We start from the raw sequence: 20,309 nt of genomic DNA, 5'->3' as shown, positions 1-20,309 counted from the left end.
GGGGTTCGGGGTTCGGGGTTCGGGGTTCGGGGATCATGGTTCCCGGTCCGGGGTTCCCGGTCCGGGGGTTCCGGGTCCGGGATCAGGAGGCGAGGTCGGACGCCGGGGACGCGTTGGTCGCGACGGGCGCCGTGCCGTCCTCGGCCACCAGATGACAGGCGACCTGCCGGGCCGTCCCCGGCAGCGTACGCAGCTCCGGGACGTCGGTGCGGCAGCGGTCGACGGCCACCGGACAGCGGGTGTGGAAGTGGCAGCCCGGCGGTGGGGACAGCGGGCTCGGCAGCTCGCCGCTGAGCACGATCCGCTCGCGGGAGCGTTGCGCCGCCGGGTCCGGTACGGGCGCCGCCGACAGCAGTGCCCGGGTGTACGGATGCTTGGGCGCCGCGAACAGTTCGGCGGTCGGGGCCTGTTCGACGATCCGGCCGAGGTACATCACGGCGATCCGGTCCGCGAGGAACTCGACGGCCGCGAGGTCATGGGTGATGAACAGGCAGCCGAAGCCCCGGTCCCGCTGCAGATCGGCCAGCAGATTGAGCACGGACGCCTGGACGGAGACGTCGAGCGCCGACGTGGGCTCGTCGGCGATGAGCAGATCCGGGTCGACGGCGAGTGCCCGGGCCAGCGAGATGCGCTGGCGCTGGCCGCCGGAGAGTTCGTGCGGGTGCCGGTCGGCGTGCTCCGGGCGCAGCCCGACCTGCGCGAGCAGCTCCGCGACGCGGGTGCGTACGGCCTCGCCGCGCGCGGCCAGCCGGTGCAGCCGGATCGGTTCGGCGATGATGGCGCCGGCCGTCATCCGCGGGTCGAGTGACGACGACGGGTCCTGGAAGACGAGGTGGAAGTCCTTGCGCAGGGGCCGCAGGGCGCGCCGGGAGAGCCGGGTGACATCGGTTCCGCCGATGCGGACGGTGCCGGCGGTGGGTTCGTCGAGACGTACGGCGCAGCGGCCGACGGTCGACTTCCCGCTGCCGGACTCGCCGACGAGGCCGAGCACTTCGCCTCGGCCGACGGTGAGGCTGACACCGTCGACGGCGCGGACGGTGCTGCCGCCGGAGGCGAAGTGGCGGGTGAGGCCGTCCAGTTCGAGAGCGGGCGATGGGCTGGTCACTGCATGACCTCCGGGCTCGTGGGAGTGAGCGGAAGCGGGTGCCGACAGGCCACCGCGTGGACACCGCCGTGGCCGGCACGGGTGCCGCCGAGCGTCTCGAAGTCCGGTCGTGCGGCGGTGCAGTCGTCGTCGGCGTACGCACAGCGCGGGGCGAACGTGCAGGCGTCGGGCTGGGTGTCGAGGCTCGGCACGAGGCCGGGGATCTCCGGGAGCCGCCGTTTGCCCTCGCCGCCCGGGCGCAGTACGGCACCGAGCAGCCCGCTCGTGTACGGATGCCGGGGCGCGGCGAACAGTTCGTGCACCGGGGCCTCTTCGACGGAGCGGCCCGCGTACATCACCAGCACCCGGTCGGCGAGTTCGGCGACGACGCCGAGGTCATGGGTGATGAGGACGATCGCGGTGCCGAGGCGCTCGCGCAGCGACCGCAGCACCTCCAGGATGCCGGCCTGGACGGTGACGTCGAGCGCGGTGGTCGGCTCGTCGGCGATGAGGACCGACGGGTCGCAGGCGACCGCCACGGCGATCATCACGCGCTGGCGCATTCCGCCGCTCAGCTGGTGCGGGTACTCGTCGATACGGCTGCGGGGCGCGGGGATGCCGACCAGGGTGAGGAGTTCGACGGCCCGCTCGACGGCTTCCCTGCGGCGAAGTCCTTGGTGGCGCCGGAGCACCTCGGTGATCTGGCGGCCGACGGTGAGGACGGGGTTGAGGGAGGTCATCGGCTCCTGGAAGATCATCGCGATGTCCTTGCCGCGGATCTTGCCGAGTGTCCGCTCGTCGGCTCCGGCCAGTTCGCGGCCGGCCAGCCGGACGGAGCCCTCGACCCGGGCGGTGGGCGGCAGCAGCCCCATCACCGCCATCGAGGTGACGGACTTGCCGCAGCCCGACTCGCCGACGACCGCGAGGACTTCGCCCGCCGCGAGGTCGTAGCTGACGGAGTCGACGGCGTGGACGGTTCGGGCGTCGCCGCGGAACGACACGGACAGGTCCCGGACGCTGAGCACAGGTGTGGTCATCGGGTCGCTCCACGGGGGTCGAGGATGTCGCGCAGCCCGTCGCCGAGCAGGTTGAACGCGAGTGTCGCGGCGACGATCGCGAGTCCGGGGAAGACGGCCAGCCAGGGGGCGGGCGCGAGGAATGCCTGGGCGCCGGAGAGCATGACGCCGAGCGAGGGGTCGGGCGGCTGCACTCCCAGGCCGAGGAAGCTCAGCAGCGCCTCGCCGATGATCGCGGCGGGGATGCCGACGGTGGCCTGGACGATCAGCGCGGAGGTGGCGTTGGGGAGGATGTGCCGGCCGAGGACGGTGGCGTCGCCGCCGCCGTTGGCGATGGCCGCGGCGACGTAGTCGGTGTGCTTGAGGCGCAGTGTCTCGGCGCGGGTGATGCGGATGACGGCGGGGATCTGGGAGATGCCGATGGCGATGGTGGCGTTGGTCAGCGAGGGTCCGAGCACCGCGGCGAGCCCGACGGCGAGCACCAGGAAGGGGAACGCCAGCATGGTGTCGGTGAGGCGGGAGACGGTGCTGTCGGCGAGGCGGCCGTAGTAGCCGGCGACCAGTCCGAGCGGTACCCCGACGAGGAAGGCGAGGACCACGGCGAGCAGTCCGACCTGCATCGAGGCGCGGGCGCCGTGGACGATGCGGGAGAGCTGGTCGCGGCCGAGGTCGTCGGTGCCGAGCCAGTGCGACCGGCCGGGCGCGGCCAGCGCGTTGCCGAAGTCGGGCTGGGCGGGGTCGTACGGGGCGATCAGCGGGGCGAAGAGGGCCGCGAGGACGAACACGGCGGCGATGACGGCGCCGGTGAGCGCGAGCCGGTTGCGGCCGAGCGCGCGCAGTCCGGCGGCGCCCGGGGCCGCGGCGCCGGACCTCGGCCGCAGGGCGCTGAGTACGGTCGTGGTCACCGGGCACCTCCGAGCCGGATGCGCGGGTCGATCACCGAATAGAGCACGTCGACCAGCAGGTTGATGAGGATGTACGCGGCGGAGGTGCACAGCACCACGCCTTGCAGCGTCGCGTAGTCGCGGGTGAAGACGGCGTCGATGGTGAGCTTGCCGAAGCCGGGGAGGACGAAGATCTGCTCGGTGACGACGGCTCCGGAGATCAGGTGGCCGAGTTGCAGGCCGAGCACCGTGACGACGGTGACGAGGGAGTTGCGCAGGGCGTGCCGGCCGATGACGGCCCGCCGGGAGAGGCCCTTGGCCCTGGCGGTGCGGATGTAGTCGGCGGAGAGCGAGTCGAGCATCGCGGCCCGGGTCTGGCGCATGACGACGGCCGCGAGTCCGGAGCCGAGGACGACCGCGGGCAGCACCATGCGGCGCAGGTTGTCGAACGGGTCCGTGCCGAAGGGGACGTATCCGGAGGCGGCGAAGACGGGTACGGCGATGGCGAAGGTGAGCACGAGCACGATGCCGAGCCAGAACGTCGGCACCGAAAGGCCCAGCAGGGCGATCGCGTTGGCCAGCCACTCCTCCGGCCTGCCGCGCCGCACGGCCGCGACGACTCCGGCGCCGATGCCGACGACGACGGCCAGCAGGAGGGACAGCGCGGCCAGTTCGAGGGTCACGGGCAGGGCTTCGGTGATGGCGTCGGCGACGGGGAGTCCGGTACGGGAGGAGGTGCCGAGGTCGCCGGTGAGGGCATGGCCGATGAACCGGCCGTACTGGATGAGAACGTTGTCGTCGAGTCCGTAGCTCGCGCGGATCGCGGCGAGCGCCTCGGGGCTGCGTTCCTCACCGGCGAGGGCGAGCGCCGGGTCACCGGGCAGGGCCCGGATGCCGGCGAAGACGACGATGCTGACGAGGAAGAGGGTGAGGAGGGACTGGCGGAGCCGCCGCAGCAGGTAGGTGGTCATCGTGTGTACCCCGCGGTCCTGACCCGGACGAGGCCGTCGCCGTAGACGCGGACACCCGCGACGGAGGTGGAGGCGACGACGTAGTTCTTCTGCCGGTAGAGGTAGATGAGGGTGTGTTCGGCCCGCACCCGGCGGGTCAGTTCGGCGTAGATACGGGTGCGCTCCGCGGGGTCGGCCTCGGTGCGGCCGCGTTCGACGAGGCGGTCGATGTCCGGGTCGGAGAGTCCGTAGGCGTTCATGGCGCCCTGGGTCCGCAGGAAGCTCGCGATGTTGCCGTCCGGGTCGAGCCGGCCCGACCAGCCGCTGGTGAAGGCGTCGTACCGGCCGGCGTCGGTCTCGTCGAGGAGCGTGGCGTACTCGGTGGGCCGCAGGGTGACCGCGAATCCGGCCTCCTTGGCCATGGCCTGGACGACCTGGCCGAGCCGGCTCTGCTCGGGTGTGGTGGAGACCTTCAGCTCCATCGCCACGGGGACGCTCACGCCGGCCTCACGCAGCAGGCGCTTGGCCTTGTCGATGTCGCGCTGCGGGCAGCGGGAGGCCGGTTCGCCGGGGGCGATGGCGGACTGGGGCGAGAGCGGGCCGCAGGCCGGTTCGTACATGCCCTGGTAGACGACCTTGTTGATGAGGGCGCGGTCCAGGGAGAGCTCGAAGGCCTCGCGGACGCGGACGTCGCGGGCGATGGGGGTGTCGATCCGGCCGGGCTTCTCGCCGAGGCCCTTCACGTTGCCGACGTTGAGGCCGATGCCCTGGTAGCCGAGGGAGGGCGAGTTGAAGAGCTGGAGCTTCGGTTCGGTGAGCGCGCTGCGGACGTCGACGGGGCTCATCTGGTCGCCGATCTGGATGTCGCCGGAGCGCAGGTTGGCGAGGCGGACGTTGCCGTCGGGGATGGGCTTGAAGACGACCCGGTCCAGGTGGACCCGGTCGGCGTCGTAGTAGTGCGGGTCCTTGACGAGGACGATGCGGTCGCCGCCGACGCGTTCGGCGAAGCGGAAGGGGCCGACGCAGGAGGGGTGGTTGGTGAAGTCCTTGCCGTACTTCTTGAGCGCGGTCGGGGACATCACCATGCCGGAGCGGTCGGCGAGCACACCGGTGAGCGGGACGTACGGCTGCTGGAGGGTGAGCTTCACCGTGTACGGGCCGGTGGCCGCGACGGCGCGGAGCGGGGCGAGTTCGGTGCCGCGCGCCGATCCGGGCAGGTCGCGGTGGCGCAGCAGCGAGGTGACGACGGCGCGTGCGTCGAGGGCGGTCCCGTCGCTGAAGGTGAGGCCCTTGCGTACGGGGACGGTGACGGTGCGGCCGTCGGCGGACGTCGTGGGCAGCGCGGCGGCGAGCTGGGGGACGACGGTGCCGTGCTGGTCGATGTCGTAGAGCTTCTCGCACATCGACGAGAAGACGGTCCGGCCGACGAGCGTCTGGGCGAGGGTCGGATCGAGCTTGTCCGGGTCGGCGTTGAGGGCGACGGTGAGGGTTCCGCCGTCGCGTACGGGGCGCTCATCGGTCATCCGGACGCCGCCGACCTCGGTCGCCGAGGTCTGCAGGGACGAGCAGCCGGTGAGGGCCATCAGGGCAACTGCCGCGGGGGCAACAGCTGTTCGGCGCACGAGGGAACTTCCTCCCGCCAGAGGTGATCAAGGAATACCGCAGACCGCATTTCGCATACAGTCCGCACGACAAGGGGCGGGAGGCGGAAGCGGGCAGGCTTTTGATGAAGATCGGGTAACCCCGCCCGGCAAAAGGTGCACAGCACACGTAACTACGCCCACGCGGCCGGCCGGCGAACCCCACCCGTCCCTCACGGCAGGGCGGAGGCCTCAACCGCCGCAACCGGGGACGAGAGCACCCACGACTACGAGGCGGCTTCCGCAACGACGATGTACAGCGTCACCGCGGCGAAGAAGGGGCCCGTGGCGAGGTGGTCGAGCCACTCCTGCGACGCCGGGGCGGACAGGCGGCCCGCGGCCACGGCGCGCTCGGTGTTGCGCTGAAGGCCGAGCACCTGGTCCGCGGCCTGGACATCACGAAAGACCGATGTGACCGGGACGACGGCCGGCACGGCGAACCCCGCGTCCTGCGCCAGCCTGGCCAGTTGACGGCCGATGACCCCGTTGCGCACGACCTTGTCCGTGATGTGGTGGGTGTAGGCACGCGCCACGTCGATGTCGGGACAGTCGATGGTCAGCGAATCCCAGTCGGGTTCACCCATGACGAGCCTGCCGCCCGGACGCAGTACCCGCCGGGCCTCCGCGAGCGCCTGGGCCGGATCCGCCACATGCTGGAGCACGCGGTCGGTCCGGGCACGGTCGATGCTGCCGTCGTCGAACGGAAGCCCGTGGACATCGGCCAGTTGCACCTCGACGGCGGCGATACCCTCCGTGCGCCCGCGTGCCCGCTCGACCATCTCCTGGCTGGAATCGACGCCGATCACCCTCCCGGACGGCGTGACCGCCCCGGCGAGGGCGACGAGATCCGTTCCCGGTCCGCAGCCCAGATCGAGTGCGGTCTCGCCGGGCCGGACATCCAGCGCGTCCAGCATGGCGCCCTTGTAGGAACGCCCCAGATCGGTCGCCGCCACTCGGTCGAGGTAGCCGACCTCGTCGGGAACGGCACTCTCGAACACCCGCCCGGACAGGCGGGCCATGGAGTGCGCCTCCCGCTCGAGAAGCTCCCGCCCGGCGCGCGTCAGACGCACCGTGCGCCGGCGATCCTCTCCCTCCAGGGGCTCCACCAGCTGCTTCGCCTCCAGACGGGCCAACGCTCCGTAGAGACTCCCGGGACCGAGGCGCCGGCCGGAGACCCGCTCGATGGCCGCATTGATGGCGTATCCGTGCAGCGGCCCGTCGGTCAGGGCACAGAGGACGAGCATCTGGGCGTCGTTGGTGCGCATGACTGCTCCAGCTGTGGACGGGCTTCCGGGATGCTTCCCCCGATGCTACGCGGCGCGTAGTACACGAAGCGTACTACGCGCCGGACGGTGAAACCGGCGGCCTGGTCGCCGAGTTGCCGGCCCTCCCGCAGGAGCGGTGCGGCAGCCGCCCGCCGGGAAACCCGTCCGCCCCGCGGCCGGGGCGGTCGCGGGGCGGACGGGCTTTCCCGGCGGGACGGCTGTCAGGGGGCGTAGAGCTGGGACCTGGGGACGACGGACTGTTCCATGCTGGGGCTGGACCAGAGCAGCTTCATGTGGGCTTCGCCGCCCTGCTCCGTGTGTTCGACCTTGATCGCGTACTTCTGTCCCGCCTGGAGGCCGGTGACCGTGGCCTTGTTCACCTGCGGCACATGGGGCGTGGTGTTGTCGATGACGAGTTGCCCGTTGACCCAGAGGCGGACGGTGTCGTCGGAGACGGTGGTGAAGGTGAGCGGTTCGCCGTAGCGCGGCTGGATGGAGCCCGTCCAGCGGGTGGCGAAGTTGTCGGCCGGGATGGCCGCGGCCGGGGAGCCGTCGAAGCGGTACGCCTTGTTGATCGTGGGATCGGTGACGGTGGCGGCCGGGGTACCCGCGAAGGTGGTGTTGGCGAACGACTCGGCCTTCAGGCCGGTGCCGGTGCCCGGCGCCGTGGGCGAGGGCGGGGTGATGGACAGTTCGATGACGGAGGCCGCGCCGTCGGTGGCTCCGCCGGAGGGCCTGATGTCGAAGCCGTCGCCCGCCCTGGTGACGGTGACGGTCTGCGAACTGTTCAGCACGCGCGCGCTGTTGACGGTGAACGACGCCTTGGCGGTGAGGTGCACCGCCTGCCCGGCGGCCGGCCAGGAGGGCGTGAACACGGATGCGTACAGCTTGTCGTGGCCCTTGCGGGCGACCGCTCCCCATGCCGGGTCGGCGACGAGTCCGGTGGCGCCGCCCGTGCCGTACACGGCGGAGCCCTGGCCCGCGGTGTTCAGCCAGCGGCCGACGTCACCGAGGCGGTTGAGGGACGGCGCGGGGATACGGCCGAGCTTGTCGGGGCCGACGTTGAGCAGGTAGTTGCCGCTGCGGCTGGAGATGTCGAGCAGGTTCTGCACCACGGTGGTGGCGGTCTTCCAGTTGTTGTCGTGCTTCGCGTACCCCCAGCTGTTGTTGAGGGTCATGCAGCTCTCCCACAGCTGGCCGTCGACCGGCGCGCCGGGGATCTCCTGCTCGGGGGTGCCGTAGTCGCCGTCGACGACGCGCCGCTTGCCGACCCGGTTGTTGATGATCAGCTGGGGGTCGAGCCCGCGCAGGTACGTCTCCAGCGCGGCGCCGTCCTGGGGCGACCAGCGGTTGACGGGGTTGTCGGTGTCCCATTCGCCGTCGAACCAGAGCAGCGCCGGGTCGTAGCCGTCGATCAGCTCCTTGAGCTGCGCGTACATCCGGGTACGGTACTTCGGGAAGGTGGCGGCGTCGGGGAAGTCCGGGTCGTGCCAGTCCCAGATCGAGTAGTAGAAGCCGAGCTTGATGCCCTGGGCGTCCGCGGCCGTCTTCAGCTCGGCGAGGAGGTCGCGGCCCGGGTCGAAGGACGAGTGGTCGCGCAGGTTCCACGCGTTCTGCTTCGTCGGCCACATCGCGTATCCGTCGTGGTGCTTGGACGTGATCACGATGTACTTCTGGCCCGCGTTCTTCGCCGCCGTGACGATCGCGTTCGCGTCGAAGGCGGACGGGTTGAACTGCCGTGCGGCGGCCTCGTACTCGGCCATGGGGATGCCGCAGGAACGCTTGATCCACTCGGCGTTCCGGCAGACGGTCCCGTCGGCGCGGGTGTACTCGCCCTCGTACTGCGAGTAGGCGCCGAAGTGGATGAACATCCCGAACTTGTCGCTGCGGAACCAGCTGGTGCGGGAGGACGTGAACGGATCGTCCGCCGCGTGGTTCGTCCCCGGCCCCGCGGCCGCGGCCGGCCCGGCACTCACGCCGGCTCCGGTGACGGCCAGCAGGAAGGCGCCCAGCAGGAGGGACAGCCCTCTGAGGGATCGGCGGACCGAGCGGAGAACGGCACTGACGGCACTGACGGCACGCATGGCAGGCATGGCGGCTCCAGAGACGGTGGTGGGGGGAGCGTGCGCGACAGGGCGTCCTACCTGTCGCACGCTGAAGAATGAGACCCCGATACATCGGATGTCAATGGGTTCAACTCCCGCGAACCATCGGGAAGTTCGGCAATCATGGAGCACATTCATCCGATGATGAGCGGACACGGTTGGACTATCTGTCCAGATCGGACGTACAGTCCAGGCATGAGTGATGTGGAGGACGGCGCGGACCCTCGTGTGCGGCAGTGGGCGCCGGTGTGCCAGGCCGTGGCGCTGCTGCTCGGCCCGTACGCCGAGGTGGTGCTGCACGATCCCGGCACCGACCGGATCCTGGGGATCTGGAATCCGCTGACCTCCCGGGGCCCCGGCGACCCGTCGCTCCTCGGCGAGCTGGACGCGCTCGATCCGTCCGCCCGCGACGTGTTCGGGCCGTACGAGAAGCTGCTCGCGGACGGGCGGCGGCTGTCGTCGGTCAGCGCGGTCCTGCGCGACCCCGCCGGGCAGCCGTCCGCGGTGCTGTGCGTCAACCTCGATCGCACGCCGCTGGAACAGGCCGCGGCGGTGCTGTCCGCGTTCGGCGCACCGAGCGTGGCCCGCCCGGAGCCGCTGTTCGAGCAGGACTGGACCGAGCGCGTCCAGCACGTCGTCGGCGCGTACGTACGCGAATGCGGCCGCCCCGTGGAGCGGCTCACCCGCCAGGACCGTCTCGCGCTCCTCGGCCGGCTGGACGAGGACGGCGTCTTCGCGGTGCGCCGTGCGACGCCGGTCGTCGCGGGCGCCCTGCGGATCTCCCGGTCCACCCTCTACGGCCTGCTGGCCGAGCTCAGAGCACCCCGTACGAAGGACTAGCACCATGACCCGGCTGCCCGACTTCCGCCTGGAAACCTACTTCTCCCGTTGGGAGTTCACCGCGCGCCACCACCTGACCGCCTCCGACGTCCAGACCATGACGCTGGGCGAACTGCTCGCGCTGGGCGACGACGAGGACCGGGCCGCGTTCGAGCAGCTGTCGCTCGGCTACACCGAGACCTTCGGCGATCCCGCCCTGCGCGAGGTGATCGCCGGAACGTACGAGCGGGCGGACGCCGCCGACGTGCTCTGCTTCGCCGGCGCCGAAGAGGCCCTGTACCTGGCGATGAACGTGCTGCTCGGTCCCGGCGACCACGCGGTCGTGGTGACCCCGAACTACCAGGCGGCCGAGACCGTGCCGCTCGCCCTGTGCGACGTCACCGGCGTCGCTCTCGACGCCGATCGCGACTGGGCCCTGGATCTCGACCGGGTGAAGGCGGCGCTGCGGCCCAGCACCCGGGTCGTGTCGGTCAACTTCCCCAACAACCCCACCGGCAAGGTCATCGGCTCCGCCGACTTCGCCGCACTCGCCGGGCTGTGCGACGAGCGCGGCATCCACCTGTTCAGCGACGAGGTCTACCGCGGGCTGGAACGCGACCCCGCCCGTACGCTGCCGCAGGCCGCGGACCTGTCCGAACGCGCCCTGTCGCTGAACGTGACCTCGAAGTCCCTGGGTCTGCCGGGCCTGCGGATCGGCTGGATCACCTGCCGCGACCGGGCCCTCCTCGGCCGGCTGGAGCGGGCCAAGCACTACACCACCATCTGCAACGCGGCCCCCAGCGAGGTCCTGGCCCGGATCGCGCTCAAGTCCCGCGCCACGATCCTGGACCGCAACCGGGCGTTGATCGCCCGGAACCTGCCCGCCTTCGACGCCTTCTTCGCCCGGTTCCCGGACGACTTCGCCTGGCGGGCACCGGACGGCGGCTGCGTGGCGTACCCCCGCTACCTCGGGCCGGAGGGTGTGGAGGAGTTCTGCACCAGGCTGGTGGAGGAGGCCGGCGTCCTGCTCCTGCCCGCGAGCATCTACCGCTCGGACCTCACCCCCACCCCCACCGACCGGTTCCGCATCGGCATCGGCCGGCGCGACCCGGAAGAGGGCCTTTCCGCCGTCGCCCGCTGGCTGCGGACGCGCCGATGAGCCTCCCCGTCGTCGACGCCGCGCCCCCCTGCGCCGTCGTGCACCGGCTCATCGCCTGAACCACCGCCCCGCGCACCGCGGTTCCACGAGCATCGGGCCGTGCATGGCGGTTCCACGAGTCTCGGCCCGTGCATCGCGGCCAGGTTGAGATGTGCTCGGCCGGTCTTCGGCCACACCCCTTGCGTTCACTCGCGGCTGATTCGTTGTGTCGGCACAGCCCGCACATCGACTGGAGGGTGTACATGTCGCTGAATCGCCGTGACCTGCTCAGATCGGCCGCCGTGGCCGGGACACTGGCGGCGGTCTGGCCCCTGAGCGCGAAGCTCTCACCGGCTCAGGCTCTCGAAGCCGCCCAGGAGCTGGGGGCCTCGTACGATCCGGCGCCGTTCACACTGGGCGTGGCCTCGGGCGATCCCGTGCAGCACGGGGTCTCTCTCTGGACCCGGCTGGCTCCCGAGCCGCTCGCCGACGAGCAGCCCCTCCCGGATGCCGTGGAGGTCCGCTGGGTCGTGGCCACCGACCGTGCGCTGCGCCGGAAGGTGGCGGGCGGCACCGTCGCGGCCACCGCGGCGCAGGGCCACAGCGTCCATGTCGACGTGCACGGGCTGCAGCCCGGCCGCCGTTACTACTACGCGTTCAGCGCGCTCGGCAGGACGAGCCGCCTCGGCCGGACGCGGACGGCGCCCGCCGGGCGGGTCGACCGGGTCCGCTTCGCCACCGCCAACTGCCAGAACTTCGCCAGCGGTTACTACTCCGCGCTCCGGGGAATCGCCCGCGAGGACGTCGACTTCGTCGTGCATCTCGGCGACTACATCTACGAGAACGGCGTGTACGGCGGCACCGTACGCAGCCACGAGGGGCCCGAGGTCTTCGACCTCGTCTCGTACCGCAGGCGGCACGCGCTCTACAAGGGCGACCCGGATCTGCGCGCCGCCCACGCCGCCCACCCGTGGTACCTCACCTGGGACAACCACGAGGTGCAGGGCTACTACGACGGCCGTGACGACGCCGCGTTCCTCGCCCGCCGCGATGCGGCCTACCAGGCCTGGTACGAAAACATGCCGCACCGCATGGTGGGCGCGAACCCCGTGCCGCACCAGCAGATCTACCGCCGCCGCAACTGGGGCAGCCTGCTGGACCTGACCATCCTCGACCTGCGGCAGTACCGCAGCCGGGCCGACCGGCCCGACAGCACCATTCTCGGCGCGAAGCAGCGCGACTGGCTCCTGGACCAGGCGCGCGATGCTCACGGCTGGCACTGCTGGGCCAACTCGATCATGATCTCCAAGCTGGACGCCCCCGGCGGCGACCACTACTACGACATGCAGTGGGACGGCTACCGGGCCGAACGCGCCGACGTCCTCACGCAGTTGAACGGGCTCGGCCTGGAGGACTTCGTCGTCGTCACGGGCGACTGGCACTCGGCCTTCGTGGACGACATCCGGCCCGACTTCACCAACCCCGACTCCCCCGTGATCGGTACGGAGTTCACCGCGCACTCGGTGACCTCGGACTCCTACGGGCCCGAGTGGAACGCCGCGCGCGGGCCGGAGATCGGCCGCCTCAACCCGCACCTGCAGTACTTCGAAGGCGACCGCTACGGATACGACGTCCACGACGTCACCGCACGCCGCTGGACCACGGAGATGCGGGTGATCGCCGATCGCCGCGACCCCTGCTCGCCCGTGACCACCCTCACCAGGTTCCACGTCGACCGGGGCAGGACCGGCGCGTACGAGGACCCGAGGACGTCGGGGTCTCCCGCCCAGTACCGACGGGATCCGTCAGCCGCGCGGCCCTGATCCGCCGCAGGACGCCCGGCCGGGCGGGTGGACACGGGCCCGGCCGGGCGGTGGACGGCGACGCGACGTCGTCACGCCGCCACCTCGCCGCGGCCGCTGCCTTCGTGACCGCCGGCGGCGCCCGGTGGTCAGAGCGACTGCGGGTGCCTGAAGAGGCGCCCGGGATCGTACGCCGCCCGCACCCGTGCGAGGCGGTCGGCGTTCACGCCGTAGTACGCCCGGCGCCAGTCGCGGAGTTTGGGGTCCGTGTAGTTCTGGTACGCCTCGCCGCTCGCCCAGGGCCGCATCGCCCCGTGCGTGCCGTCGAGCCAGGCCTGGTGCCGGGCCACGGTGGTCGCGGAGGCGGAGTCGGGCCAGGAGACGATGTACTGCGCCAGGAACAGCGCGTTGCGGTGGACGAAGGCCGTGTCCGTCGGCCGGACGCGGCCCACCGCGCCGCCGAGGGCGTCCAGGGCCACGCTGCCCGCGCCGCCTCCGGTGAGGGCCGCGAGCTTCTCCACCCGGGCGAGCAGGGCCCGCACGCCGTCGGCCGGGATGCGCCGGGTGTAGAAGTCCGAGCGTGCCGCGTACGATTCGCGCGCCACCCGGCCCTGCGGGGTGCGGCCGGGCAGGCTGCCCTTCTGGTGGGACTGGGCGATCGTGTAGCCCGATACGCCGCCCATCACCTTCATCGCGTCCATGTAGGGCCGCGTGCGCACGGACACCGAACGGGCGGGCGCGCCGACGGCGTCGGCGAGGCGGTCGAGCCGGTTCTCGATGTCCCCGCGGGTCCCGAGCGTCAGACCGCCGACCCGGACCGAGCCCGGCCGTCCTCCGACGGGTGCGGACAGATGCAGGTTGGCCCAGATCTCGTCGGGGGCGGTGGGGGCCCAGCGCTGCCATTCGCGGACGACGGCCGCGGCACTGGACCAGGGCCAGCTCAGGAAGAAGGTGGTGCACTGCGGTGCCGCGTGGGTGCGCAGCCGCAGTTCGGTGACGACGCCGAACTGGGCGTTCCCGCCGCCGCGCAGCGCCCAGAACAGGTCGGGTTCCCGGCGGGCGTCCACGTCACGGATCCGGCCGTCGGCCGTGACGATGCGGGCGCCGGTGATGCTGTCGCTCGTCAGTCCGTAGGCGCGGCTGACGACGCCGACACCGCCGCCGAGTGCCAGTCCGGAGATCCCCACCGTGGGACAGGACCCGGCGGGCACGGTCCGCCCCCGCGCCGTCAGCCGGTCGTAGACGTCGATGAGTTTGGCTCCGGCGCCGATCGTCGCGCCGGTCCCGGAGAGCGAGACGGACGCCATCTTCTGCACGTCGACGATCAGTCCCGGCCCGGACGACCAGCCCGCGTACGAGTGCCCGCCGCTGCGTACCGCGACGGGGACCTGGTGCCGGCGGGCGAACTCCAGGCAGCTGCGGACGTCCTCGGGCCGTGCGCAGTACGCGATCCCGGCGGGCCGTACGCCGTCGAAGCGGGGGTTGAAGAGGGTGCGCGCGGTGTCGTAGTCGCGGCTGCCGGGCCGTACGAGCGTGCCGTCGAGGCCGCGTGCCAGGGCCGTCCAGTCACCGGCGCGGGGTGCGGCGGGCGCCCGGCCCGCGGTGGCGGCGGGTGCCCTGGAGGCGAAGACTCCGGCGGCGGTCGCGGCCGCACCGGCGGCTATCCCGGCGCCGAGCAGTCCCCGCCGGGTGAGTCCGCCGCCGGCTCCCGTCTCCCCCTCCGTGGCCGCCGCGTTCGCCCGCCGTGCCGTCCCGCCCATCGTCCCGCCCCTCGCCCTTGGTCGACATCCGACCTGGAGGATGCGGTCGAGCGCCGGCGGGTTCCGTGCCCGCTCCATGTCATGGGCCCGATGACGGGCGAACGGCCGACGAGAGGTGGCCGGTCGGCGAGAGGTGACCGGTCGGTGACGGGCGATCAGCCGGCGCCGCGCACCAGCAGCAGCAGTGCGTCCGTGAGGTCCTGCGCCGGGGAGCCGGTGGCCAGGCGGCGCAGCTGGAGCCCGGTGACCAGCGCGACGGTGGAGGCGGCGAGACGGTCGGCGTCGGGAACGCCGAGGGCGGTGAGGATCTGCGCGGCGAGCCGGTCGTAGGCGCTGAAGCACTCGGCGGCGGCCTCGCGGAGCCGCTCGTCGCGTCCCGCCTGGATGTACAGCTCGAAGGGTGCGATGTGTTCGCTGTCGAAGACGGTGCCGTCCGCGACCTGTCCGGCCAGCACGGCCGCACCGTCGATGTCGACGCCCTCGGCCTGGCCGGCGTCCGCGAGATCGGTGAAGCGCCTGGTCTCCTCGCGGACGAAGTGCAACAGCGCCTCACGCAGCAGGTCGTGCTGGCTGGCGAAGTGGTAGGTGACCGAACCGAGCGAGACCCCGGCCTCCTTGGCTATCCGCCGGTTGGTGACGGCGGCGATGCCGTCCTGGCCGATGATGCGCAGGACGGCGCCGATGATGCGCTGCCGGGTCGGAGGTATGGAGGGTGCGGCGGACGCCGCGGACGCGCTGGTCTGGCTGGACATGCGCGTCATTGTTCCACCGAGGCACCCCAGGTGATCAGGGGGTCGGGGTAGTGCTCGTGCCAGCGGAGGTCGTCCTCCAGCTGGGCGGCCAGCGAGATGAGCCGCTCCTCCCCGCCCTCGGGGCCGAGCAGCTGCGCGCCGACGGGCAGCCCGTCCGCGGTGAAGCCCGCGGGGACGTTCACTCCGGGCCAGCCGAGGACGTTCCAGGGCCAGGCGTACGGGCACACCGCCGCCATGGCCTTGTTGGTCCGCCAGGCGCTGAGCCCGTCGAAGGTGCCGATGCGCGGCGGGGGCGCGGCGGTGGTCGGGGTGAGCAGCACGTCGTACGAGTCGAACAGCGCGCCGATACGGCTGTGCTGGCGGGCCTCGCGGGCACGGGCGGCCCGTACGACCCGGCCGCCGAGCAGCCTGCCGTTGCGCAGGGCGGTGCGGGTGCGCGGGTCGAGCAGGTCCGGTTCGGGGTGCAGGGCGGCGATCTCGGCGATGCCCGTGGTGCCGCGCGGGACGAAGCCGAGGCCGATCAGCCCGTAGCGGGGCCGGGCCTCCTCGACATCGTGGCCGAGGCGGGCGAGGGCCTCGGCGAGCCGGGTCACGGCGCGGCGGACGTCGGGGTGGGGCCTGGCGCCGGTGAGCGTGAGCGGTGGCCGCCAGGCGAGGGCGATGCGCAGCCGGCCCGGTTCGCGGCGGGCCGCGGCCGAGGCGTCGATGGCGTCCGGCCGGTGCAGGTCCTCCGGGTGGGAGCCCTGGACGACGTCGAGCAGCAGGGCGGCGTCGGCGACGGTGCGGGCGAGCGGGCCGTTGACGGTGAGGCCCTGGAAGGCGTCGGTGTGCGGGTGGACCGAGACGCGGCCGCGCTGCGGTTTGATGCCGACGAGATGGGTCCAGGCGGCGGGGATGCGGATGGAGCCGGCGCCGTCGGAGCCGAGGGCGGCGGGCACGAGGCCCGCGGCGACGGCGGCGGCCGAGCCGCCGGAGGATCCGCCCGGGGTGTGGTCCGTGGACCAGGGGTTGCGGGTGGCGCCGAAGGCGGGGCCCTCGGTGAACGCCCACTGGCCCAGCTCGCAGGAGTTGGTCTTGCCGACGATGACGGCGCCGGCCGCGCGCAGCCGGCGTACCACCTCGCCGTCGGCGCGGGCGGGCGCGAGGTCCCCCTGGCAGCCGAACAGCGTGGGCAGCCCCGCCACATCGGTGTCGTCCTTGACGGCCATGGGCACGCCGAGCAGCGGCAGCCGCTCCCCCGCCGCCAGCCGGCGGTCGGCGTCCTGGGCCTCCGCGAGCGCGGCCTCGGCCCGTACGTGCCGGAAGGCGTTGAGGGTGGGCCGGCTCGCCTCGATGCGCTCGATCGACGCCTGGACGAGTTCCACCGAGGTGGCCTGGCCGTCCCTCAGCTTTCCTGCGTGCTCGACGAGTCCCGAGAAATCTGTTGTGGACATGGCCACCCTGTGCTCCTTATCGTTCGTTCGAACGAACAGAACTGGAGGGTAACCAGATGCGCATCACCGGATCAACCGTTCTGCTCACCGGTGTCACCGGCGGTATCGGCGCCGCGCTCGCGGCCGAACTCGCCCGCCGAGGCGCCCGGTTGATCCTCACGGGACGCCGCGCCGACGCGCTCGACCCGCTGGTGAAGGCGTACGACGCACGAGGAATCGTCGCCGATCTGGCCGACCCGGACGATGTCACGCGCCTCGCCCGCGAGGCGGCCGGCACCGAGATCCTCATCGCCAACGCCGCGCTGCCCTCCAGCGGCGAACTCCTCGACTACACCCCGGACCAGATCGACCGCGCCCTCGCGGTCAACCTCCGCGCCCCGGCCATGCTGGCCCGGCTGCTCGCCCCCGCCATGGTCGAGGCGGGCCGGGGCCATCTGGCGTTCGTCGGCTCCATCTCGGGCAAGACGGCGACGAAGCACTCGGCCCTCTACAACGCCACCAAGTTCGGGCTGCGCGGCTTCGCGCTCGGGCTGCGCCAGGACCTGCACGAGCACGGTGTCGGCGTGTCGGTGGTGCAGCCCGGATTCGTCCGGGACGCGGGCATGTTCGCGGCGACGGGTGCCGGGACGCCGGCGGGGCTGCGTACCGTCTCACCGCGGCAGGTCGTCGCGGGCGTGGTACGGGCCGTGGAGCGCGACCGCGCCGAAGTGAACGTGGCCCCGCCCGAGATGAGGATCCTCAGTGCGATCGGCGGCCAGTTCCCCGGCTTCGCCGAGCGCGTCCAGCGCCGCTCCGGCGGCGCGGAGCGGACGGTCCGCCGCATCGTGGCGGCCCAGCGCGACAGCCGCTGACACCGGCGCGGGGCCGGGCCCTGGCCTCGGGCCCGGCCCGCCCGGAAAGCGAAGGCATCCCGGAATCCGCGGCCGCTGGCACCTCATTACCCCGCCCGGCGGTACGGAGGCACGGCCTCATCCGCTCCCGGGGGTCCGGACCGCTGGGGAGCGGTCCGGGCCCCCGGGTCCACCGGGACCCCGGCGGGTGTCCCCCGCCCGTGCCCGGTGCTCAGTGCTCAGTGCTCAGTGCTGCCGGACCCGTTGCGGCAGCATCAGCAGGGTGTACAGCAGCAGCGCGGCCGCGAGCCCCACCGCCCAGCCGTAGTCCGCGAGCGGCTTCAGGAAGGGGATCAGGCCCTCCTCGGGGAACGGTCCCTTCCCCGGCGCGGAGTGCGAGCCGCCCACCGCCAGCACGCCGCCCACCACGAAGGAGAGGACGGCCCGCCAGTTCCAGCCGGACGCGTACCAGTAGCGCCCCTCGGGCCGGTAGAGGTCCGCCAGGTCCAGATGGGCGCGGCGGATGACCCAGTAGTCGGCGATGAGGATGCCGGCGACGGTGCCGAGCAGTCCGCCGACGAGACCGAGCCAGGTGAAGATGTACAGCTCGGGGGTCTCGGTCAGCTTCCACGGCATGATGAGGACGCCGACGACGCCCGTGATCAGCGCGCCGGTACGGAAGTTGATGAAGCGCGGCGCGAGGTTCGCCAGGTCGTACGCGGGTGACACCACGTTCGCCGCGATGTTCACGGAGATCGTCGCGATCAGCACCGTCACCAGGGCGAACAGCAGCCCGAAGACGTTGTCCGTCTTGGCGGCGAGCTGGACCGGGTCCCAGATCGGCGCACCGTACACGGCCTGGGAGCCGGAGGTGACGAACACCGACAGCAGCGCGAAGAGCGTCATGGTCGTGGGCAGGCCCAGCGTCTGGCCCCAGACCTGGGCGCGCTGGCCGGCGCCGAAGCGGGTGAAGTCCGGGATGTTGAGGGACAGAGTGGACCAGAAGGCGATCATCCCCATCAGGGCGGGGAAGAACACCGGCCAGAAGTCCTCGCCCCAGCCGAGCTTCGAGGGCTGGTCGAGCAGCGGACCGAAGCCGCCCGCCTTGACGGCGATCCACACCAGCAGCACCAGCGCGCCGACGATGACGAACGGTGCCGCCCAGTTCTCGAATCTGCGCAGGGTCTCCATGCCCCGGTAGATGATGGCGAGTTCGAGCACCCAGAAGACGAGGAAGCACAGCCACAGCGTCCACGGCTGGCCGCCGATCTCGGCCACCTCCGCCCAGCCGCCGAAGATGGTGCCGAGCAGCACGAAGATGCCCTGGCCGCCGATCCAGGTCTGGATGCCGAACCAGGCGCAGGCCACCGCGGCCCGGATCAGCGCCGGGAGGTTGGCGCCGCGCAGTCCGAAGGAGGCGCGCGCGAGCACCGGGAAGGGGATGCCGTACTTGGGCCCTGCATGCCCGGTGAGCAGCATCGGGAACAGCACGATCACATTGGCCAGCGCGATCGTGAAGACGGCCTGTTTCCAGTCCATGCCGAGCGCGACGAGCCCGGAGGCGAGCAGCCACGACGGGATGTTGTGGGCCATGCCGACCCACAGGGCGGCGAAGTTGTACGTGGTCCAGTGGCGGCGGGCGAACGGCACGGGCAGCAGATCGCCGTTGACGAAGCGGCCTTCGTCGGGGAGGGCGCCGGGGACGAGCTCCACCCGGCCCTGGGCATCGGTTATCTGGCCGGAGCCGGACGGGGAGGGGGACGGGGCCGGGGGGACGGTCGCGGTCATGGACGGGACCCTTCAGCGGTGGCCGGCGGGGAGAGCGGCCTTCAGCGGTTGAGTGCGGGGATGATCTCGGCCCCGTAGGCGTCGATCGTCGCTTCCTTCGCGTCGTGCATGTTGTAGACCGCGAACTGGTCCACGCCCAGGTCGCGCAGCGCCTTCAGCTTCTCGATGTGCGCGGACGCCGGGCCGAGCAGGCAGAAGCGGTCGACGATCTCGTCGGGCACGAAGTCCGTGGAGGGGTTCCCGGCCTTGCCGTGGTGGCTGTAGTCGTAGCCGTGCCGTTCCTTGATGTAGGCGGTCAGCGCCTCCGGCACCATGTCCGAGTGCTCTCCGTAGCGGGAGACCAGATCGGCGACGTGGTTGCCGACCATCCCGCCGAACCAGCGGCACTGGTCGCGGGCGTGCGCCAGGTCGTCACCGACGTACGCGGGCGCGGCGACGCAGATGGTGATCGCCTCCGGGTCGCGTCCGGCCTCGGCGGCCGCGGCGCGCACGGCCTTCACCATCCACTCGGTGAGGTAGAGGTCGGCGAGCTGGAGGATGAAGCCGTCGGCCCGCTGCCCGGCGAGGGCCAGCGCCTTGGGCCCGTACGCGGCCATCCACACCGGCAGTTTCCCGTCGCGGACCCAGGGGATCCGCAGCGGCTGTCCGTCGACGACCGCCTCGCGCCCCTCGGCGAGGTCGCGGATGACTCCGATCGCCTCGCCGAGCCGCGCCAGGGTGTTGGGCCGGCGGCCGGCGACCCGCATCGCGGAGTCGCCTCGGCCGATACCGCAGACGGTGCGGTTGCCGTACATGTCGTTGAGGGTGGCGAAGGTGGAGGCGGTGACCTCCCACGTCCTGGTCCCGGGGTTGGTGACCATGGGGCCCACGTGCATCTTCTGCGTGTGTTCCAGGATCTGGCTGTAGATGACGAACGGCTCCTGCCACAGGACCGCCGAGTCGAACGTCCAGCCGTAGCGGAAGCCGTTGCGCTCCGCGCGCCGCATCAGGCCCACGACCGCCGAGGCGGGCGGATCGGTCTGCAGGACGAGTCCGAAGTCCAC

16 protein-coding genes are annotated in these 20,309 nt (G+C 72.1%); 4 read left to right on the top strand and 12 right to left on the bottom strand.

All coding sequences use genetic code 11. The features are described 5' to 3' along the window. Positions 1 to 82: 82 nt before the first annotated feature. The 7 genes from OG766_RS29915 to OG766_RS29885 all read right to left on the bottom strand — a co-directional run bounded on the left by OG766_RS29915 (position 83) and on the right by OG766_RS29885 (position 8,923). Complete coding sequence (locus tag OG766_RS29915; protein ID WP_266386735.1) at positions 83 to 1,105, bottom strand: ABC transporter ATP-binding protein; 1,023 nt, start codon at positions 1,103 to 1,105, stop codon at positions 83 to 85. Then, entirely contained in the window at positions 1,102 to 2,121 is a 1,020-nt protein-coding gene (locus OG766_RS29910; protein ID WP_328726613.1) for an ABC transporter ATP-binding protein, read from the bottom strand. The genes OG766_RS29915 and OG766_RS29910 overlap by 4 nt, the downstream gene beginning before the upstream one ends. After that, positions 2,118 to 2,939, bottom strand: coding sequence for an ABC transporter permease (locus OG766_RS29905; RefSeq protein ID WP_423247208.1), 822 nt, complete (start codon positions 2,937 to 2,939; stop codon positions 2,118 to 2,120). The genes OG766_RS29910 and OG766_RS29905 overlap by 4 nt, the downstream gene beginning before the upstream one ends. 62 nt (positions 2,940 to 3,001) lie before the next feature. Further along, entirely contained in the window at positions 3,002 to 3,955 is a 954-nt protein-coding gene (locus tag OG766_RS29900; RefSeq protein ID WP_266386740.1) for an ABC transporter permease, read from the bottom strand. Then, complete coding sequence (locus OG766_RS29895) at positions 3,952 to 5,556, bottom strand: ABC transporter substrate-binding protein (RefSeq protein ID WP_328726612.1); 1,605 nt, start codon at positions 5,554 to 5,556, stop codon at positions 3,952 to 3,954. Before OG766_RS29895 ends, OG766_RS29900 begins: the two co-directional genes overlap by 4 nt. 245 nt (positions 5,557 to 5,801) lie before the next feature. After that, the gene (locus tag OG766_RS29890; RefSeq protein ID WP_266386747.1) at positions 5,802 to 6,839 is read right to left on the bottom strand and encodes a methyltransferase domain-containing protein; all 1,038 of its coding nucleotides are present in this window, start codon (positions 6,837 to 6,839) and stop codon (positions 5,802 to 5,804) included. A gap of 221 nt (positions 6,840 to 7,060) precedes the next feature. Further along, a complete protein-coding gene (locus OG766_RS29885; RefSeq protein WP_328727544.1) occupies positions 7,061 to 8,923 on the bottom strand; it encodes an alpha-L-fucosidase in 1,863 nt (620 codons plus the stop codon). A gap of 216 nt (positions 8,924 to 9,139) precedes the next feature. Between OG766_RS29885 and OG766_RS29880 the strand changes: the two genes are divergently transcribed. From OG766_RS29880 to OG766_RS29870, 3 genes are all read left to right on the top strand, one after another. After that, positions 9,140 to 9,784: a helix-turn-helix transcriptional regulator gene (locus tag OG766_RS29880; protein WP_266386753.1), complete on the top strand. Its 645-nt coding sequence runs from the start codon at positions 9,140 to 9,142 to the stop codon at positions 9,782 to 9,784. A 4-nt stretch (positions 9,785 to 9,788) separates the two neighbouring features. Continuing rightward, positions 9,789 to 10,922 carry an aminotransferase class I/II-fold pyridoxal phosphate-dependent enzyme gene (locus OG766_RS29875; protein WP_328726611.1) on the top strand — a complete coding sequence of 378 codons (1,134 nt, stop codon included), beginning with the start codon at positions 9,789 to 9,791 and terminating at the stop codon, positions 10,920 to 10,922. Positions 10,923 to 11,164: 242 nt separating this feature from the next. Continuing rightward, the gene (locus OG766_RS29870; RefSeq protein ID WP_328726610.1) at positions 11,165 to 12,724 is read left to right on the top strand and encodes an alkaline phosphatase D family protein; all 1,560 of its coding nucleotides are present in this window, start codon (positions 11,165 to 11,167) and stop codon (positions 12,722 to 12,724) included. A 128-nt stretch (positions 12,725 to 12,852) separates the two neighbouring features. Here OG766_RS29870 and OG766_RS29865 read toward each other — a convergent pair whose 3' ends face one another. The 3 genes from OG766_RS29865 to OG766_RS29855 all read right to left on the bottom strand — a co-directional run bounded on the left by OG766_RS29865 (position 12,853) and on the right by OG766_RS29855 (position 16,648). Beyond that, positions 12,853 to 14,463: an FAD-binding oxidoreductase gene (locus OG766_RS29865; protein ID WP_328726609.1), complete on the bottom strand. Its 1,611-nt coding sequence runs from the start codon at positions 14,461 to 14,463 to the stop codon at positions 12,853 to 12,855. A gap of 155 nt (positions 14,464 to 14,618) precedes the next feature. Then, complete coding sequence (locus OG766_RS29860; protein WP_266386762.1) at positions 14,619 to 15,215, bottom strand: TetR/AcrR family transcriptional regulator; 597 nt, start codon at positions 15,213 to 15,215, stop codon at positions 14,619 to 14,621. Between the two features lie 5 nt (positions 15,216 to 15,220). Next, the gene (locus tag OG766_RS29855; RefSeq protein WP_266386764.1) at positions 15,221 to 16,648 is read right to left on the bottom strand and encodes an amidase; all 1,428 of its coding nucleotides are present in this window, start codon (positions 16,646 to 16,648) and stop codon (positions 15,221 to 15,223) included. Positions 16,649 to 16,704: 56 nt separating this feature from the next. Here OG766_RS29855 and OG766_RS29850 point away from each other — a divergent pair, with 56 nt between their 5' ends. Continuing rightward, a complete protein-coding gene (locus OG766_RS29850) occupies positions 16,705 to 17,499 on the top strand; it encodes an SDR family NAD(P)-dependent oxidoreductase (protein ID WP_266386766.1) in 795 nt (264 codons plus the stop codon). Positions 17,500 to 17,724: 225 nt separating this feature from the next. Here OG766_RS29850 and OG766_RS29845 read toward each other — a convergent pair whose 3' ends face one another. After that, positions 17,725 to 19,266 (bottom strand): NCS1 family nucleobase:cation symporter-1, encoded by a 1,542-nt coding sequence (locus OG766_RS29845; protein ID WP_266386769.1) that lies wholly within the window; start codon positions 19,264 to 19,266, stop codon positions 17,725 to 17,727. 41 nt (positions 19,267 to 19,307) lie between these two features. Further along, the gene (locus OG766_RS29840; RefSeq protein WP_266386772.1) at positions 19,308 to 20,309 is read right to left on the bottom strand and encodes a TIGR03842 family LLM class F420-dependent oxidoreductase; all 1,002 of its coding nucleotides are present in this window, start codon (positions 20,307 to 20,309) and stop codon (positions 19,308 to 19,310) included.

Origin of the sequence: Streptomyces sp. NBC_00259 (genome assembly GCF_036181745.1) — a bacterium.
In the GTDB taxonomy this organism is placed as follows: Bacteria; Actinomycetota; Actinomycetes; order Streptomycetales; family Streptomycetaceae; genus Streptomyces; species Streptomyces pratisoli.
The sequence above is the reverse complement of the archived record's forward strand: the minus strand, read 5'-3'. Positions and strand labels throughout refer to the sequence as shown.

Coding starts and splice junctions, on each gene's coding strand:
- OG766_RS29910 (WP_328726613.1), bottom strand. CDS start 2,121: ATGACCACACCTGTGCTCAGCGTCCGGGACCTGTCCGTGTCGTTCCGC.
- OG766_RS29900 (WP_266386740.1), bottom strand. CDS start 3,955: ATGACCACCTACCTGCTGCGGCGGCTCCGCCAGTCCCTCCTCACCCTC.
- OG766_RS29890 (WP_266386747.1), bottom strand. CDS start 6,839: ATGCGCACCAACGACGCCCAGATGCTCGTCCTCTGTGCCCTGACCGAC.
- OG766_RS29885 (WP_328727544.1), bottom strand. CDS start 8,923: ATGCGTGCCGTCAGTGCCGTCAGTGCCGTTCTCCGCTCGGTCCGCCGA.
- OG766_RS29880 (WP_266386753.1), top strand. CDS start 9,140: ATGAGTGATGTGGAGGACGGCGCGGACCCTCGTGTGCGGCAGTGGGCG.
- OG766_RS29875 (WP_328726611.1), top strand. CDS start 9,789: ATGACCCGGCTGCCCGACTTCCGCCTGGAAACCTACTTCTCCCGTTGG.
- OG766_RS29870 (WP_328726610.1), top strand. CDS start 11,165: ATGTCGCTGAATCGCCGTGACCTGCTCAGATCGGCCGCCGTGGCCGGG.
- OG766_RS29865 (WP_328726609.1), bottom strand. CDS start 14,463: ATGGGCGGGACGGCACGGCGGGCGAACGCGGCGGCCACGGAGGGGGAG.
- OG766_RS29860 (WP_266386762.1), bottom strand. CDS start 15,215: ATGTCCAGCCAGACCAGCGCGTCCGCGGCGTCCGCCGCACCCTCCATA.
- OG766_RS29855 (WP_266386764.1), bottom strand. CDS start 16,648: ATGTCCACAACAGATTTCTCGGGACTCGTCGAGCACGCAGGAAAGCTG.
- OG766_RS29850 (WP_266386766.1), top strand. CDS start 16,705: ATGCGCATCACCGGATCAACCGTTCTGCTCACCGGTGTCACCGGCGGT.
- OG766_RS29845 (WP_266386769.1), bottom strand. CDS start 19,266: ATGACCGCGACCGTCCCCCCGGCCCCGTCCCCCTCCCCGTCCGGCTCC.